Annotated in this window: 13 protein-coding genes and 2 pseudogenes; 10 read left to right on the plus strand and 5 right to left on the minus strand. The window is 69.4% G+C overall.

The genetic code is table 11. The annotated features are described in order from the left end of the window. Window positions 1-183 precede the first annotated feature (183 nt). The 3 genes from ACN28C_RS04390 (at window position 184) to ACN28C_RS04400 (ending at window position 3,212) form a co-directional block, all read left to right on the plus strand. Window positions 184-1,236 carry a lytic polysaccharide monooxygenase auxiliary activity family 9 protein gene (locus ACN28C_RS04390; RefSeq protein ID WP_422772302.1) on the plus strand — a complete coding sequence of 351 codons (1,053 nt, stop codon included), beginning with the start codon at window positions 184-186 and terminating at the stop codon, window positions 1,234-1,236. Between the two features lie 216 nt (window positions 1,237-1,452). Next, window positions 1,453-2,682 (plus strand): MFS transporter, encoded by a 1,230-nt coding sequence (locus ACN28C_RS04395; protein ID WP_422772303.1) that lies wholly within the window; start codon window positions 1,453-1,455, stop codon window positions 2,680-2,682. 83 nt (window positions 2,683-2,765) lie between these two features. Then, window positions 2,766-3,212 (plus strand): HIT family protein, encoded by a 447-nt coding sequence (locus tag ACN28C_RS04400; RefSeq protein WP_422772304.1) that lies wholly within the window; start codon window positions 2,766-2,768, stop codon window positions 3,210-3,212. On the opposite strand, the gene ACN28C_RS04405 is transcribed toward ACN28C_RS04400, so the two are convergent. Continuing rightward, entirely contained in the window at window positions 3,202-3,621 is a 420-nt protein-coding gene (locus ACN28C_RS04405; RefSeq protein ID WP_422772305.1) for a hypothetical protein, read from the minus strand. The genes ACN28C_RS04400 and ACN28C_RS04405 overlap by 11 nt on opposite strands. 77 nt (window positions 3,622-3,698) lie before the next feature. On the opposite strand from ACN28C_RS04405, the pseudogene ACN28C_RS04410 reads away from it, so the two are divergent. Together ACN28C_RS04410 and ACN28C_RS04415 are read left to right on the plus strand one after the other, a co-directional pair. Beyond that, window positions 3,699-3,836: pseudogene (locus tag ACN28C_RS04410) on the plus strand (helix-turn-helix domain-containing protein); the annotation flags it as partial. 198 nt (window positions 3,837-4,034) lie between these two features. Beyond that, entirely contained in the window at window positions 4,035-4,997 is a 963-nt protein-coding gene (locus ACN28C_RS04415; protein WP_422774952.1) for a hypothetical protein, read from the plus strand. Window positions 4,998-5,136: 139 nt separating this feature from the next. Here the strand turns inward: ACN28C_RS04415 and ACN28C_RS04420 are convergent, their stop codons facing one another. Continuing rightward, window positions 5,137-6,174, minus strand: a complete 1,038-nt coding sequence (locus ACN28C_RS04420) for a hypothetical protein (RefSeq protein ID WP_422772306.1) — start codon at window positions 6,172-6,174, stop codon at window positions 5,137-5,139. A 441-nt stretch (window positions 6,175-6,615) separates the two neighbouring features. On the opposite strand from ACN28C_RS04420, the gene ACN28C_RS04425 reads away from it, so the two are divergent. The 4 genes from ACN28C_RS04425 to ACN28C_RS04440 all read left to right on the plus strand — a co-directional run bounded on the left by ACN28C_RS04425 (window position 6,616) and on the right by ACN28C_RS04440 (window position 12,366). Beyond that, complete coding sequence (locus ACN28C_RS04425; RefSeq protein ID WP_422772307.1) at window positions 6,616-7,212, plus strand: toll/interleukin-1 receptor domain-containing protein; 597 nt, start codon at window positions 6,616-6,618, stop codon at window positions 7,210-7,212. Between the two features lie 141 nt (window positions 7,213-7,353). Then, window positions 7,354-9,588 carry a hypothetical protein gene (locus ACN28C_RS04430; RefSeq protein ID WP_422772308.1) on the plus strand — a complete coding sequence of 745 codons (2,235 nt, stop codon included), beginning with the start codon at window positions 7,354-7,356 and terminating at the stop codon, window positions 9,586-9,588. Next, the gene (locus tag ACN28C_RS04435) at window positions 9,585-11,024 is read left to right on the plus strand and encodes a hypothetical protein (protein WP_422772309.1); all 1,440 of its coding nucleotides are present in this window, start codon (window positions 9,585-9,587) and stop codon (window positions 11,022-11,024) included. Before ACN28C_RS04430 ends, ACN28C_RS04435 begins: the two co-directional genes overlap by 4 nt. Before the next feature lie 22 nt (window positions 11,025-11,046). Then, entirely contained in the window at window positions 11,047-12,366 is a 1,320-nt protein-coding gene (locus ACN28C_RS04440; protein ID WP_422772310.1) for a DUF4407 domain-containing protein, read from the plus strand. Window positions 12,367-12,434: 68 nt separating this feature from the next. On the opposite strand, the gene ACN28C_RS04445 is transcribed toward ACN28C_RS04440, so the two are convergent. Continuing rightward, window positions 12,435-13,175 carry a TIGR03943 family putative permease subunit gene (locus ACN28C_RS04445; RefSeq protein ID WP_422772311.1) on the minus strand — a complete coding sequence of 247 codons (741 nt, stop codon included), beginning with the start codon at window positions 13,173-13,175 and terminating at the stop codon, window positions 12,435-12,437. A gap of 61 nt (window positions 13,176-13,236) precedes the next feature. Continuing rightward, window positions 13,237-14,322, minus strand: a complete 1,086-nt coding sequence (locus ACN28C_RS04450) for a permease (RefSeq protein WP_422772312.1) — start codon at window positions 14,320-14,322, stop codon at window positions 13,237-13,239. Window positions 14,323-14,449: 127 nt separating this feature from the next. Between ACN28C_RS04450 and ACN28C_RS04455 the strand changes: the two are divergent. Then, window positions 14,450-14,531, plus strand: a pseudogene (locus ACN28C_RS04455) (heat-shock protein HtpX); the annotation flags it as partial. A 10-nt stretch (window positions 14,532-14,541) separates the two neighbouring features. Here ACN28C_RS04455 and ACN28C_RS04460 read toward each other — a convergent pair. After that, window positions 14,542-15,168 (minus strand): GNAT family N-acetyltransferase, encoded by a 627-nt coding sequence (locus ACN28C_RS04460; RefSeq protein ID WP_422772313.1) that lies wholly within the window; start codon window positions 15,166-15,168, stop codon window positions 14,542-14,544. Window positions 15,169-15,441 lie beyond the last annotated feature (273 nt).

The raw sequence follows: 15,441 nt of genomic DNA on the forward strand, positions 1-15,441 counted from the left end.
GACAACAAGATTCACATCTTTAAATACATCTAGTAGCATCGTCGCGGGAGCCAGTTACCCGGTGCAGTGCGCGTGCCTGTCGCCTGCGACTCCGGGGTCCTTCAAAGTCGATCGGCGCATGTCTCCTTGCGGGTCCGGGCATCCCGTCGAGCGACAGGCGCCGGCGGAAACGCTGGAGCATTGATGAAAGTCTCACGAAGAGTCCACCGCCTGATACTCGGTGCGGTTGCCCTCCTCGCCGCCGGGTTCACGATGGTCGTCGTCAACCACGCCGGCCCGGCCTCGGCACACGGGTCCGTCACCAACCCGCCGTCGCGGAACTACGGTTGCTGGGAGCGCTGGGGTGACGACCACCTCAACCCCAACATGGCGCAGACCGACCCGATGTGCGCCCAGGCCTGGCAGGCCAACCCGAACACGATGTGGAACTGGAACGGCCTGTTCCGGGAGAACGTCGGCGGCAACCACCAGGCCGCCATCCCGGACGGGCAGCTCTGCAGCGGTGGCCGCACCCAGGGCGGCCTCTACGCGTCGCTCGACGCGGTCGGCGCCTGGGTCGCCAAGCCGATGCCGAACAACTTCACGCTGACGCTCACCGACGGTGCCCGGCACGGCGCCGACTACATGCTGATCTACATCACCAAGCAGGGCTTCGACCCGACCCGGCAGCCGCTCACCTGGGGCAGCCTCGACCTGGTGCTGCGCACCGGCAGCTACCCGACCACCGGCCTCTACGAGGCTCAGGTCAACGCCGGCAACCGCACCGGCCGGCACGTCATCTACACGATCTGGCAGGCGAGCCACCTCGACCAGCCGTACTACATCTGCAGTGACGTGACCTTCGGCGGCGGCAACAACCCGCCGCCGACCAACCCGCCGCCCACGAACCCGCCGCCCACGAACCCGCCGCCGACCACCCCGCCGCCCTCCGGCAACGGTGGCTGCACCGCGACGTACGCGAAGACGAACGAGTGGTCGGGTGGCTTCGGCGCCCAGGTCACGGTCCGGGCCGGCAACTCCGCCATCTCCGGCTGGACGGTGAGCTGGACCTGGCCCAACGGCCAGAGCATCACCAACTCGTGGAACGCGTCGATAACCTCGAGCGGCTCATCGGTGACCGCCACGAATGCCGGTCACAACGGCACCCTCGGCGCCAATGCTTCCACCAGTTTCGGATTCAACGGTGCCTGGAACGGCACGAACACCGCGCCGACCCTGAGCTGTACGGCCAGGTAGCAGCGCCCGCATCGGGGGTGGCACCGACGGTGCCACCCCCGTTTCGCGTACCCGGCCGATGCGGCGACGCGTGGTCCTGCTCCGACCTCCTGGGCGACCGCCGGACCCACCCGACTGTTTCCATCGAAACCAAGTTTGCTGGTTGTGCAGGATCAGCTTCGCCCACTAGCCTGTTTCCATCGTAGCCACTTTGAGTGGTAACACTGGGAGGCATGGATGGGGCAGAGACGGGCCGTGGGCGCGCTGGCCGGACTGGCCGGCGGGACGTTCCTCTACACCACCGCCGAGGCGCTGCCGATCGGGCTGCTGCTCCCGATGGCCACGGACCTGGCCGTCTCACCGTCGCAGGTGGGCATGCTCGTCACCGCGTACGGCGCGGTGGTGATGGTCGCCTCGGTCCCACTGGCGGCGCTGGCCAGGAGAATTCCCCGTAGGCGACTGCTCTCGGCGCTGCTCGCCGGATTCGTCGCCAGCACCGCGATCACGGTGTTCGCAAGCAGCTTCGCGCTGCTGCTGGCGGCCAGGATGGCGACCGCGGCGACCCATGCGCTCTTCTGGGCGATCGTGGTGCCGGCCGCGGCCGAACTCTTCCGGCCCGGACTGCGCGGCCGGGTGGTCGCGATCGTGTTCGCCGGCGGCAACGTCGCGCTGGTCCTCGGGGTGCCCGCCGGCACCTGGCTCGGCGAGCGTGCCGGCTGGCGGATGTCGTTCCTGGCGGTGGCCGGAATCGGCGCGATGGTGCTGGTCGCGGTGGCGACGCTCCTGCCCTCGACCCGACCCGGCCAGGGGCATGCCGCCCGGGGCGCGACACCCGACGCCCGCCGCTTCTGGCTACTCGTCGCCGTGGCCGTCCTGGCGACCGCCGGCGCCATCGCCGCGTACACCTATGTCGCCCTCTTCGTCACCGAGATCAGCGGGTTCCCCGCCGCGTCGGTCGGGGTCATCCTGCTGGCGCGCGGCGTCGCCAGCGTGCTCGGGATTCTCGCCGTCGGAGCGCTGGTGGACCGCAGCCCGTGGCTCGCCCTGGTCGGCACCGTCGCGCTCCAGTCGGTGGCGCTGCTCGGGCTCTACACGGTCGGGCACCGCCCCACGGCCGCCGTCGTCCTGCTCGCCCTGGCCGGGATGGCGTTCGCCGCGTTCACCGCAGCGCTCGGCGGGGTCGTGCTCCAGGTGGCGCCCGGGCGCTCCGACCTGGCCGCCGCCACGGTCTCCGCCGCCGTCAACGTCGGCATCACCGGCGGCGCCCTGATCGGCAGCCTCGCGCTGCCCAGGCACGGCGTGCAGAGCACGGTACTGATCGGGGCGCTGCTCGGCATCGCCGCGCTGGCGCTGACGCTGTGCGAGCGGCGCATCCGGCCCGCCCGATGTGCACCGCACCGACAGGACACCGTCGGCCAACCCGGTGTCGCGTCGCTGTCCGGACCCGAGCCGCTGCCGCAGAGGTGAAGACCCGCGCCGGCTGCCCTCTTGACCCGCGGTTTACCGACCGCCGCGCCGGAGCGCCAGGATCGGGGCGGCAAGATAGGCGCATGGAACGTGACGCCACGCGCCTGGACTGTGCCTTCTGCGCGATCGTCGCAGGGCGGCAACCGGCGATCATGGTGTACGAGGACGAACAGGTCGTCGCGTTCCCGCCGATCCGGCCGGCCGCAGTCGGACACACCCTCGTCGTGCCGCGGCAACACCTCCGCGACTTCTGGGACGGCGATCCGGCCGACGTGGCACCGGTGGCGACGGCGGCCGCGATCGTCGGCGCGGCGATCAGGCGGGCGCTGCGGCCGCAAGGAATGAATTTGATCAGCTCGGCGGGCGAGGTCGCGACGCAGTCAGTGTTCCACCTGCACGTCCACGTCGTGCCGCGCTGGAAGGACGACCACATGGGACAGATCTGGCCGGCCAGGCCACCCCAGAAATCGCCGACGCGGGAACGTGTCGCCGAGCTGATCCGGACCGAACTGGCCGGGCTCAGGCCGTGAGCGCCCCGATCGCGACGAAACCGAGCGCGACCGTGACGATCATGCCGTAGAAGGCCACCAGGGTGACCGATCGTGCCGCACCGGCCCAGGTGATCTGCGCCCGGTACCGCGACGGACTCATCTCCATCGACTCCACCGTGTCGTCGGCGAGTCGCACAGCATCGTAGAGCCGCCGGAAGAGCCGCTCCTGACGTAGGTAGTAGCCGTCGACACACCACAACAGGAAGATCGGCAGCAGCGAGGCCGCCATCACTGGCCAACTGTGCCGCTCAGCCGACAGGCTAAGCAGGGCGGTCGCCAAGGTGGCCGTCCAGCCCTTCAACCGCAACGATATGTTTCCCATCCGGGCGATCACGGCCTGGAGAAACTCGAGGTGCTTCAGCCGAGGGGAATCGTAGATGGAGCTCACGAGATCGATCCTTTCGAGTTGCACCGTGCGCCGGCCGGAAGGTTGTCGCGGAATGAGCCGACCCGAATACTGTGTGGATGGAAGCTCGGCCACGGTTCGGTGATGAGCTCCGACGGCTCCGGCACGAGGCGGGCCTGTCGCTCAACGACCTCGCGCACCGCGTCCACTACAGCAAAAGCCATCTCAGCAAGGTCGAGAACGGCGACAAGGCGCCGTCCGAACAGCTCGCGCGGCAGTGCGACGTCATCCTGTGCGCACGCGGCGACCTGCGACGGCTCGCTCAGCCGGTGCCGCCGACCGAGGAGACGCGCTCCACCGTGGGCCATCCAACCGCAGATCATCATCGGCACGGCCACGCGGGTGAGGACTGGACGCTCACGGTTACCGACGGGGGTGCCGGACGACTTGCGGTCGTGCCGGTCGAAGACCCGAGCGCCGCGCAGGTCGGCCGCTGGACGCTGCCGGCCGCGAGCGGACACCACCTTCCCGACGGCACGCTCGATGAGATCGCCGCCCTCTTCAGCGACCTGCGTGGGCTCGGCCAGCGGCAGCCACCCGCGATCGTCCTGCCGACGGTGCTCGCCCAGGCGCACACGTTGCGGGCCCTTGCGAGGACGGTGACCGCCACGGAACGACCGTCGGTCCTGATGCTCGCCGCCCGGTTCGCCGAGTACGCGGGCTGGTGCCTGCAGGAGGCGGGTGACGACGCCGCCGCACTGCTCTGGACCGGCCGGGCGGCGCACCTCGCCGCGGCCGGCGGTGACGCGCAGTTTGCCGCCTACACGGACGTACGCCGTGCACTCGTCTCGCTGTACCGGCACGACGCGGTGCGGACGGTCGAGCTGGCCCGACGCGCCGAGTCCGTCGCCGACGACCACCGCGTGCGCGGGCTGGCCGCGCAGCGGGAGGCGCAGGGGCACGCGCTCGGCGGCGACGAGGACGCCTGCCGGCGCGCCCTCGACCGAGCGGCGCGGCATCTGGCGCTCGCGCCCCCGGCCACACCAGTGGTCGGCACGTCGACGCTGAGCGATCCGGCCGGGATGGTGCGCGGCTGGTGCTTGTACGACCTCGGCCGGCCGGTCGAGGCAGCGCGGATTCTCGAGCACCAACTCACCCGAGTGGCGCCGGCCGCGATCCGCACCCGGGTCCGGTTCGGTGCCCGGTTGGCGCTCGCGTATGCCGAGGCAGCCGAGCTCGAACAGACCTGCGAGCTGACGAACGCCCTGCTCGGCCCCGCCGCTCACGTCGACTCTGCCACCGTGCGGTCCGATTTCGCGCGGCTGGGCTACCTGCTCAACCGGTGGCGTCGTGAGCCCGCGGTCCGTGAATTGCTGCCGAAATTGCGCGCCGTCCTGCACGTATCCAGCATCTCCTGACGGCGACTACAGACGAAGACGTTTCCCGTTGTCCTCGCAAAGGGAGACGGACAACGCCTGTCAACCACTATTCAGCCTGCCCGACGCTGGGCGTACCGCATCACGTCTAGCCCGTCGAGGGGGTGTTGAAAATGGAGTCTCATGGTTCCGTGGTGGCTCTCGTCGTGGCGCTGCTGGCTTCGCTGGCTGGCTGACCCGCCGTCGGATGGCCGGGCCTGGCCTGGCCATCCGACCATGTCAATCCGTACGCGTATCCCTGCCGGAGATTGCGAAACCGCAGATGCAGCTCACCGAAGCGATCCACTTGGAGCAGGTTTGCCTCGTCGGGCTCCACGTCCACCATTCGGGGCGGAACTCCGTCGACCCGCCACACGGTCGGTGGATTCGTGGAGGGGCCGAATCTGACGTTGAGGTCGAAGGACCGGATCGGCACCAGCGGCTGCATGACGTAGTGCGGCGCCATCGGCTGGCCCGGCGGCAGTGTGAGCCGGATCGCGTACTCGTGCGTCGCGCCTGCCTCGAAGCAACGCGGCAATTGGATGAAGTATACGAAGTGCTCCGGGTGCGGCTGCGACCGCGCCCGGACCTTGCCACCGTAGAGCAGCTCCAAGTTGAGGTCGTGGTCATGGGCCCCCGGCGCTCCGCGCGGCAGGGTGAAGCGACAGAAGATCTCGTCGACACTGTCGCCCGTCATCACGATGCTGCGGTATTCGGTGATCTCGGGGGTTGGGCCGTCGAGTCGCAGCAGGGCACGAATCGCGGTGACCTGCCAGCGCTCGACGAGCTGCCCATCCGGTCCACCCGGTGGGCTGACGGCCGCCTTCTGCGCCAAAACCTGGAAGGCGTGGTCGACCCGCCGACGGGCGGTCCGCTCGTGGCAGTGCAACTGCCCGGCGAGCCAGCGCTCACGGGCCGCCAGGTCGCGCTGGTCGGCCTCGGGCAGCAGGGCGAGCGCGGCCGCGGCCGACACCCAGGCGTCGTGCGTCTCGCTGTCGAGCAGTGCCTGGAGAGTCTCGGCCATCTTCAACCGGGCCGCCGGTCCGCTGTCACCGTCGAGCACGCCGCACAGGTCGCGAACCTGCGGCCCGAGCCGGGCCGGAAACGACGGATGCCGGGTCGCACGCCCCTTCCGGAGGGAACGCAACTCAGCCAGCAGTGCCGGTGGGTCGACGTGCACGGCTTCTCCCGTCGGTTCAGCCTGCGAAGCCGGTCCCCTGGCCACGGCGTGGCCAGAAGATTGGCCAGTCATTGTCCACAAACCGTTGCACCATGTGATCCGATGCGCCGTGATACGGGGGAGCACAGTGTCGCACGAATCATCCACCTGGGGGGATCCGTAAGCATGACCTACGCTTGTCCTGCCGTCCACGACCGCTGATTGATCGTCACCAGGGCCGTCCACCACGCTCGTTCCGGTGTCCTGTCGTCCAGCTCAGATCTGCCGGATAACCGCTTGTTTCGCGGGGGTTCCCACTGGGACGCTTTCCGCCGGAAGCGAATCCCGCTTCGTGGGGCGAAACTCTCCGACTTACTGGTGGCACCGAGGTCGCACCGACCCGATCCATCGCTCGCCGGTACGAGCTCTTTTTATTGGTAATCGCAGTTGGGGGGCATCCACATGATCGACATAGTCGTCAACTATCGCACTGCCGACGAGCCACTCGCGGCACTACTGATCGACCAGGCGCTCACGAAGCGGATCGGCGAACGAGTGTTCCGGGACTACCGGACGATCGGCCCCGGGCAGCGGTATCCGGGCACGATCTGGACGGCAATCCAGGAGTGTCGGATCCTGGTGGCCGTGATCGGCAACCGCTGGCTCGATGTCGATCCGCACGGCGAGCGCCGGATCGACGATCCCTCCGACTACGTACGTCGGGAGATCGCCGAGGCCCTCCGTAGGCGGGTACGGGTGGTGCCCATCCTGGTCGGCGACGCCACGTTGCCGGTCGCGGAGGATCTGCCAGAAGACCTGCGGGACCTGCCGCTGCACCAGTACCGGACTCTCCGGATCCGGGGTATCGAGCAGGAGGTCGAACGGGTGGCCGACGAGCTCGTGGCCCTTCTCGACGGACCGCCGGACACCGAGCCCACGCCCCCGGCGGCTGGTCGGCCGGGAGCCGCCCCGGCCCAGTCCACGGTCACCAACAACTTCCACGACCGGGTCGATGCCTCGCACGGGGTATTCGGCGTGGTCGTGAACCGTGGTGAGTAGGCACCGATGCCGGCCGATCCCCGGTCCGACGTGACCGCTCCGACCGACGGACCCGCGTCGCCGGTGGCACCGCCGTTCGCCGGCAGAACACCGGAGCCACCGGACCCGGCCGCACCCCCGGTACGGTCGCCGGCACCCGACTTGTCGCCACCGGAGCCCGGGACGCCGGAGTCCGTCACGGCGGAGCCCACGACACCGGAGTCCGTCACGGCGGACTCCGTCACGGCGGACGAGTCCCCGAGCACGCCCGAGCGCGACGAGCGGGACCTGGATCTCGGTGGCCTCGCCGACCACGGTGCGGCGACGCCGGATGACGGGAGGGACAGGGCCGACCGCAAGCACGTCGACGACGTGACGAAACGGGTAGCCGCCGTCACCAACATCTTTTACGGCGGTGTCGACGCCAACCGTGCGGTCTTCGGTGTCCAGGACGGCATCGAACGCCGGGCGGGCGGCCACCGGAAGGTAACCGGCCGGCTGGCAGCGGAGGAAATCGACGCCGTCGTACACCGCTACGCGGAACCGCCGTGTTTCGACGAGGCGTTGAAGAAGCTCCAGCACAACCACGTCGTCGTCATCGAGGGCCAGCCGGGCGCCGGGCGCCGGGCGGGCGGTATCAACCTGCTCCGCCGGGTCACCGGAGGAGCACTAATCGTGCTGTCACCGACACTGTCGCTACGCGAACTGGCGGAGCGCACCTACAGCGCCGGCTACGGCTACCTGGTGCTCGACCACGTACAGGAACGGCAGCGGGCCGACCTCGAGTTCACCTGGTCCAGCGTGAAGGAACGCATCCACGAGTCGGGGGCCCATCTCGTCATCACCACCTCGACCGTGGGTGTCATCGCCACCGGATCCGTGCCGCACATCGCGTGGGAGCAGCCGGACTCCGAGTTGGTACTGCGGGCGCAGCTGAGCGACTGCGACGACACCGATGCGGTGGTCCACGACGTCATGGCCACGCTCGGCGACGACCGCTCGCTGAACAACCTGGTGGCCATGGCGCGGATGATCCGCGACGAGCACCTCTCCAGTGCCGAGGCGCTGAAAAAGCTCGACGAAAGCGTCGGCCGACGCGTCCTGGAGTGGTTCGCCGGCCGGCCCGGACACCGGGACATCATCGCCACTGCAGCCCTGTGCTTCCTGGAGGGCACGGACGTGCGGACGTACGAGACGCTGCTCGAACGGCTGCACGAGGTGGTCGCCGACCGAGTCACCGACGGTCGAGCCAAGGCGGAGATCCGCAAGGAGGACGCCGACATCTTCGGTGAGCGGGAGTCCCGGCTGCACGGCACCGGCCTGCTGGAGGTGCGCACCGTGCCGTGGCTGGGCGCGACGATCCAGATCATCGCGTTCAAGGACGAGGGCTACCGTCGGCACGTACTCGCCGAACTCTGGCGTACCCAGACGATCCATTTCTGGGACGCGATTCGCGAGTGGCTCACGGAGGCAATCGGGCAGGACGAGGAGAGCCACACGGCGGTCGCGAGCGGGCTGGCCTGGCTCGCCTGCTCCAGCGTCAACGAGGTGCTGCGCTGTTATGTCGAACCGTGGGGCGCAGGCAGCGAGGAATGGCCCGGTCAGGTCACGGCCACCTACGTCCTGTGGTACATGTGCCATCGCGAAGGGCTGCAATCGATCGCCCTGCACACGGCGGTGGCCTGGTCGCGCAGCCAGGACGCTCATCGTAAGTGGACCGCCGTGGTCGCGTTCGGTGGCGAACTCGGGGTGTTCTTCCCGTCCGAGGCCGTGAACCGGCTGTGGCAACTCATGTCGCAGAACACCAACCTGTGGCCCGCCGGATGCGCGGCGATAGCCTCGCTGTTCGCCACGTTGAGCGATGACGACGACGGTGACCCGGCCACGGTGCTCAACCTGCTTGACAAGAAGATGACCGATTTCGGCACCGGCGCCGGACCGAAGGACCGCAGGGGGCCCGTACCGACGGCCCAACTCATGCGGCTGCGGAATCTCACCATGGCGGCCGCGCTCGCGGTCGTCGCCGCCCGGAGTATCCGCAGCGACCGCCCGGCGGTTATGGAGTACCTGGACACGAACCCGGAGCGTCTGAGGGTGATCGCCCGCATCTGGGCCGGCGTGATCCGCTTCCGCCCGCTTCGCTGGGAGGCCCTCTACGCGCTGCGACAAGGACTACACGCGCTCCGTGACATCAGTTCGGAGCCCACGGTGCGGGCCCGCGACTTCGGCACCGCACTGGCCGAATCCCTGCCGCCCGTGGAGCGACACATGTTCCACAACGCATTCATGCAGGTCGACGAGCAGGCACGCAAGGGCCGTAAGGAGCCGCTCGCCGAGGTGCTGGTCGCCTGCCTCGATGCCATCGCCCGAAAGATCCATTTTGGAGGCACGTTGTGAACGCTCCCTACCCCATCCTGGAGTGCCGGCCGCTGAACCCGGCCGAAAAAGCGCGCTGGTTCGGTCGGCGCAGCCGCCGGGCCGAGGAGCTTCCCCGCCCGTCCGCACACCAGTCGCTGGTGTACCGGGTGGCCGGTGAGCTGATCGTCGACGACGACCGGATGTCCCCGGCTGACGAGCGAATCGTCAACGCCACAAACGTGAGTGTCGTGGACATGCGTCGGGACGCGCTGGTGGTGGTGAGCCTCGCCATCCCCTCGGCAGACGCCTCCTGCTTCGAGGTGTTGGTGACCTTCCGGTGCACGGTAAACGATCCGGTGGCCGTGGTCAGCGGCGGCGTGAATGCGTACGAGGTACTGCAGGGGCACCTCAAGGCGCACAGCCGGATCTTCGAACTCGGTCTCGACTACAAGCTCACCGAGGTCAACGAGGTCCGCCGAATGGTGAGTGCGCAGGTCAGGGCTTATCTGACCCACGTGCCGGCGCGGGTGTCGGGCATGCAGGTCCGGTTCGCCAGCGTCGAGGTGAGCAGTCCCAAGGCGCTCGTCGACTTCGAGGACGGCGTACGCAAATCGGCGTTCGCGCACAAGCTCGACTGGCAGGAGCTGGAGTACCTGCACCGCAAGGAGATGAGCACGGCGGCGCACAGCCAGTCACTGGAGAGTGGCCGGCGTGACCACGAGTTGGACCTCGACGGCCGGTCACACACGCACGACCTGCGCAAGACGTCCGCGACCTCCGCGCAGGAGCTGGAGCTCGACGACTGGAAGCACGCACAAGGGCTCCGGAAGGCGTCGGCGGACGCGGAGCATGAGCTGGACCTGCTCCAGCGCCGCGGCGAGGTGGCCCGACACGAGTTCGGCAAGAACGTCGAGATGATCAATGGGGACCCGAAGCGGGCGCTGCTGGCCGCGTACGCCGCCGGGCAGCTCGACGCGCAGGGCCTCTCCGCCGGCCTGAAGGCGATCGACGACAGCGCGCGGGAGCAGGCGGTCCAGGACGCGCTGCAGAATCGCGAGACGCAGCTCGCACTGCGGGCGGCGAGCCGGGAGGAGCGCAAGGTCGAGCGGGACTGGCAGCGGGAGGAGGACGAACGCCGGGCGGAGCGGGAGCAGCGGCGTGAGACGCAGGACCGGGTCGACCGGCTCAGACGCGAGAAGGAGGCCCGCGAGGACCGGCTACATAACGAGCGAGTCCAACGCGAGCAGGCGCAGCGGCTCGACTCCATGCGCTTCGAGATGCTCAAGACGATGACCGCGCAGGGGCAGTTCAACACCGTCGACCTCGGCGGCAGTTCTCTCTTCGCCGAGGTGATGCATATGCCGCAGCCGGAGGTCGATCGCCAGCGTGCGGCCGCAGTGGCCGGGCCCACCGCTCAGGAGGAGATCGAAAGCGGCGAGGACCGGAGCGGCGGGGTGCGCGAAGAAGATGAGTGAGACCATCCTGATCCGGCCCGGGATGTCGGACGAGGACACCGTCGAGCTGACGCGGGAGCCGTACCGGCCGGCCAGACCGGCGCGGCGCGGCGTCGGTTACCTCCTGCGTCAGATCGCGGGCGTCGATGAGCCGATCCTGGACTGGGTGCCCGAGGAACGGCACCGATACAACCGGCTGGGCGCGATTCTGCTCAACACCGGCCTGATGGCGTCGCTGTCGATGCTGGCGCTGCTCGGCTCGCACAGCGTGCCCCTTGCGGCATTGGTCCCGGCCGCACTGCTGTGGGGATACGTGATCCTGACGTTTGACCGGTGGCTCGTCACGGACACGCACGGCACGGGTGGGATGCGGACCGGCAAATTCCTCATCCGTTTGGCGATCTCGATCCTGATGGGTCTGGTCGTCGCCGAGCCGCTGTTGCTGTGGATCTTCAAGTCGGATGTGCACACCCAGATTGGCAAGGAGCGCACCACTCTCGTCGGCACGTACGAGAGCACACTGAAGCGGTGCAACACGCTCTCCGGCGAGCCACCCGCCGACCAGACCGGTTGCACCACAGAGTTCCTCCTCAACGTGCCCGGATCACCTCGGCCCTTGCTGGAGAGCAAGGCCGCGAAGGAGAGCGAGCGAATCAAGATCCAAAAGGCGGTCGCGGTCATCGACGCGGAGATCAAACGACGTGAGGATCTCGCCCGCCGGGAATGCAACGGCACGCCGGGAGTCGGTCTGACCGGCCGGGTGGGCGAAGGGCCCAACTGCCGGCAGTTGCGGGGCGAGACGGCGACGTACGTCGCCTCGAGCGGGCGGCCACAGCGCCAGGCGGAGCTGGACGCGGCCAACGCCGAAATCGCCCGGATCGATGCGGAGCTGAGCACGGCGAGCCAGCGGTACGCCGAGGACGTCAGCGCGGCGATCAGCGCGAAGGTCGAGGCAAAGGAGTCCACACTGAAAAATCCGGGTCTGCTCGACCAGGTCAGGGCGCTCGACCACCTCGGCAGGGAGAACGTCTTCGTCCTGATCCAGTCTTGGCTGCTCCGGCTCCTGCTGGTCGTCGTGGACGCCCTACCCGTGATCACGAAAAGGCTGAGCCGGGCCACCACCTACGACGGCCTGTTGTCCCGCCAGCTGATCGTCGACGACAAGCTGCACGAGAGATCGCTGAAAAGCCGCGTTGAGCGCGAACTCGGCGACCTCGACGTGCAGATCCAGGAAAACGAACACAGCGTACGACTGCGGAAGGAGCGCATCGAGGAGCGGGGACGCGATGCCGAGGCCGACCGGCAGGCGGGGCTCGACGCGCAGATCGAGGAACTCGCTCGCCGGCTACGTGGCGACCCGTGACCGCAAGCAGTGTTAGGAAGGGCCCCCGCTACCACAAAAGGCGATATGCGGGGGCCCTTCCTTGCAAATCACTCGTACGGCTGCCTCGGCGGCGGGATCCGCTGCCACGACTCGATCCGGATGTAGGGGATGTCCACATCGCTCACCGGATCGCTGCCCCGTTGGGGGGTGTACCGGCCGACCACCTCGACCCAGGTGTCCGGCGGCAGCCCGGTCGGTACGTCACCGGCCATGCCCACCTTGATCGGGCGCCCGTCGGCGGCGCAGCAGGAGAGCACCATGCGGGCGAGGATCGGTGCTCCGTCGGATCCGGGCGCGGTGAAGGCGACGAGCCGCACCCGCCGGTCACCGAGGGTGTAACCGTCGTCGATGATGGCCCGCCCGGCGTAGTCCAGCATGCTGAGCCGCACCGGGTCTCCCGGCGGCAGCGGCGGATAGTGGTCGGTCTCCTCACCGGTCAATGCGGTGCCGGCCTGGTTGACCGCGTACGAGCCCAGCGCCGGCGGAGCGATCAGCAGCAGCCCGACCGCCGGCAGGATGAGCAGCCACCCGACCCGCGCCCCGTGCTGCCCGTGCCCGTCGTCGTCCGGCTCCGGCTGGTCGTGGTGATGGTGGTCGTGGTGGTGGTCGGGCTGCCGCAGCTCGTACCAGAGCGTCATCACCGCCGCGGCGACCAGCAGGACGGCAGCCGCGATCAGGAACGGACGCAACCCCTCCCGGACGTACCGGAGGTAGACATCGGTGACGCTGGCCTTGAGTACCGAGCCGCCGAGCAGCAGCAGGACCACCGCCTGCGCCTGCCGGTTCATCTCGGAACCCCGGCGGGCCGACCGGTCATGGCACGTCCCGCCCCCGGTGGCCGGCAGCCCGTCACAGCAGCACCATCCCCACCGCGGTCGCCGAGAGTACGGCGACGACGAACGTGGCCGGAGCGAACCGCACCGCGAACCGGCGGCCGAAAACTCCGGTCTGCATGGAGACCAGCTTCAGATCGACCATCGGACCGACCACCAGAAACGCCAGTCGGGCGGAGAGCGAGAACTGTGACAGCGACGCGGCCACGAACGCGTCCGCCTCCGAGCAGATCGACAACAGCACCGCCAGCAGGGAGAGCGCCAGGACCGAGAGCACCGGGTTGTCGGCCAACGTCTGTAGCCACCGCTCCGGCACCAGCACGTTGATGCAGGCTGCAGCCATGGCGCCCAGCACCAGGAAGCCACCGGCGTGCACCACGTCGTGCCGTACCGCCGACCAGAAGGCCCGCCCCCTGCTGAGGTCGTCCAGCTCGGGCCGGCGGGGCAGCCTGATCCAGTCGGCGCGGCCGAGCCGCAGCCAGAGCCACCCCATGACCACCGCCACGACGAGGCTGGCCACCGCGCGGCCGACCACCATCTCGGGGTTGTTCGGAAAGGCGACCGCGGTCGCGGCGAGCACGACCGGGTTGATCGCCGGCGCGGCGAGCAGGAACGCCAGCGCGGCGGCCGGCGTCACCCCGCGCCGGATCAGCGAGCCGGCGATCGGCACCGCCCCGCACTCGCACCCCGGCAGCACCACGCCGGCGGCGCCCGCCACCGGCACCGCGAGCGCCGGATGCCGGGGAAGCGCCCGCGCCCAGAACGACCGCGGTACGAAGACGGCGATCACGGCGGAGAGCAGCACGCCGAAGACCAGGAACGGCACGGACTGGACCATCACCGAGACGAAGACCGTCGTCCAGGTCTGCATCCGTGGCGTCGAGATGATCGACCCGATCGGCCCCTGGAAGACGATCAGCAACAGGAAGAGCAGGACGAGCGCCTCGACCGAGCCGACGCGCCACCCCCGGGCCCCGGTGTGGTCCTCCTCGGGGGACGGTGCGGCGCCGACCGCCGGCTCGGCGACCTGCGAATCGGCCGGAGGAGATTCCGATGTGACCTCCTCGCCCGCGGGCCCTCGATCGGTCACCCTGTCTGACACGGTCAGGTGTCCTCTCCACAGGCCGGACTGGCCACCCATCCTAGGCGGAGAAACCTCCCGGAGGCGGAGCCGGCCGCAATGAACAGGCACCACTCGCCGCGACCCCTCCGCACGCGAGGAATACCCGATGTCGGTAAAGCCCAGCGTCCTGTTCGGGCTGCGTCCACACCACCGGCCGGTCCCAGATGGCCGCCGGCTGGCTGCGCCACCGGGTCGCGGTCAGCCCTTGTCGTGCAGGCTGAGGCGGTAGGCGCGCAGGCCGTCCCCGTCCCGCGTGCGCCGGTGCGGCCCGGCCTCCCAGCCCAGACGTTCGTAGAAGCTGGCTGCCCCGGCGGGCCCGGTCGGGGTGACCAGTTCGGCCGTCCCGGCTCCGGCAAGGCGGGCGTCCTCGACGAATCGGGCCACCAACGCCTCGCCGACCCCGCACCCGCGCCACTCCGGGTGAACGGCCAACGCGATCATCACGGCCACCCGGGCGGCAGGATTCGACGGCCGCGCCGACGCGCCCGCCGGGCGCCGACGACGCAACTGGCGTAGCCACGGCCAGGCCCGCGAGCGCATCAGCCGCGTGGCCACCCGAGGCCGGCGCATCAGTGCCCCAACCCCGGCGAGCGCGAGAGCGGCGACGGCCCGCCGGTTGGTCAGCAGGGCCGCCATGTGCGCGGCCTGGTCGGTGGTGCCCAACAGAAATCCGACGATGCCGTCCGCCGACGCGGTCGTGTCGACAACGACGTAACCGACCCCATAGCGGGAGTCGAGGAACGTCCGCTGCCAGCGGCGGACGAATCGCGCGCCGAGCAACGGGAACAGTCCGATCGGCAGGAGATCGACGTGGCTGCGGGCCATGACTCGAAGGTCGTCGTGCGTGGCCGGCCGTACGACGAGTTGGGCGAGGCGCGCGGAGGCTTCGGCGCCCCGGTTCTCCGGCAACGGCGTCGAGTTCCGGATGTCTGGCCTACTCGCCCTCCGGCGGTCGGGACGCATCATCTCGACGAGCCCGGGGCGAGCCGGCCCGGTTCCTGCCGGCACAGCCTCGGATCAGCCGAGAGCGGGCGCGATGCGGGAACCACACCCACGACCTTAGGCGAGTGTCCGCAGGCACGGCGGGCGTTCGCGCGA

The sequence above is a fragment of the Plantactinospora sp. WMMC1484 genome, assembly GCF_049315195.1.
Lineage (GTDB): Bacteria > Actinomycetota > Actinomycetes > Mycobacteriales > Micromonosporaceae > Plantactinospora.

Bases quoted from the DNA above. Each gene is read 5' to 3' on its own strand.
- ACN28C_RS04390 (WP_422772302.1), top strand. From the start codon at position 184: ATGAAAGTCTCACGAAGAGTCCACCGCCTGATACTCGGTGCGGTTGCC.
- ACN28C_RS04395 (WP_422772303.1), top strand. From the start codon at position 1,453: ATGGGGCAGAGACGGGCCGTGGGCGCGCTGGCCGGACTGGCCGGCGGG.
- ACN28C_RS04400 (WP_422772304.1), top strand. From the start codon at position 2,766: ATGGAACGTGACGCCACGCGCCTGGACTGTGCCTTCTGCGCGATCGTC.
- ACN28C_RS04425 (WP_422772307.1), top strand. From the start codon at position 6,616: ATGATCGACATAGTCGTCAACTATCGCACTGCCGACGAGCCACTCGCG.
- ACN28C_RS04440 (WP_422772310.1), top strand. From the start codon at position 11,047: ATGTCGGACGAGGACACCGTCGAGCTGACGCGGGAGCCGTACCGGCCG.
- ACN28C_RS04445 (WP_422772311.1), bottom strand. From the start codon at position 13,175: ATGAACCGGCAGGCGCAGGCGGTGGTCCTGCTGCTGCTCGGCGGCTCG.
- ACN28C_RS04460 (WP_422772313.1), bottom strand. From the start codon at position 15,168: ATGGCCCGCAGCCACGTCGATCTCCTGCCGATCGGACTGTTCCCGTTG.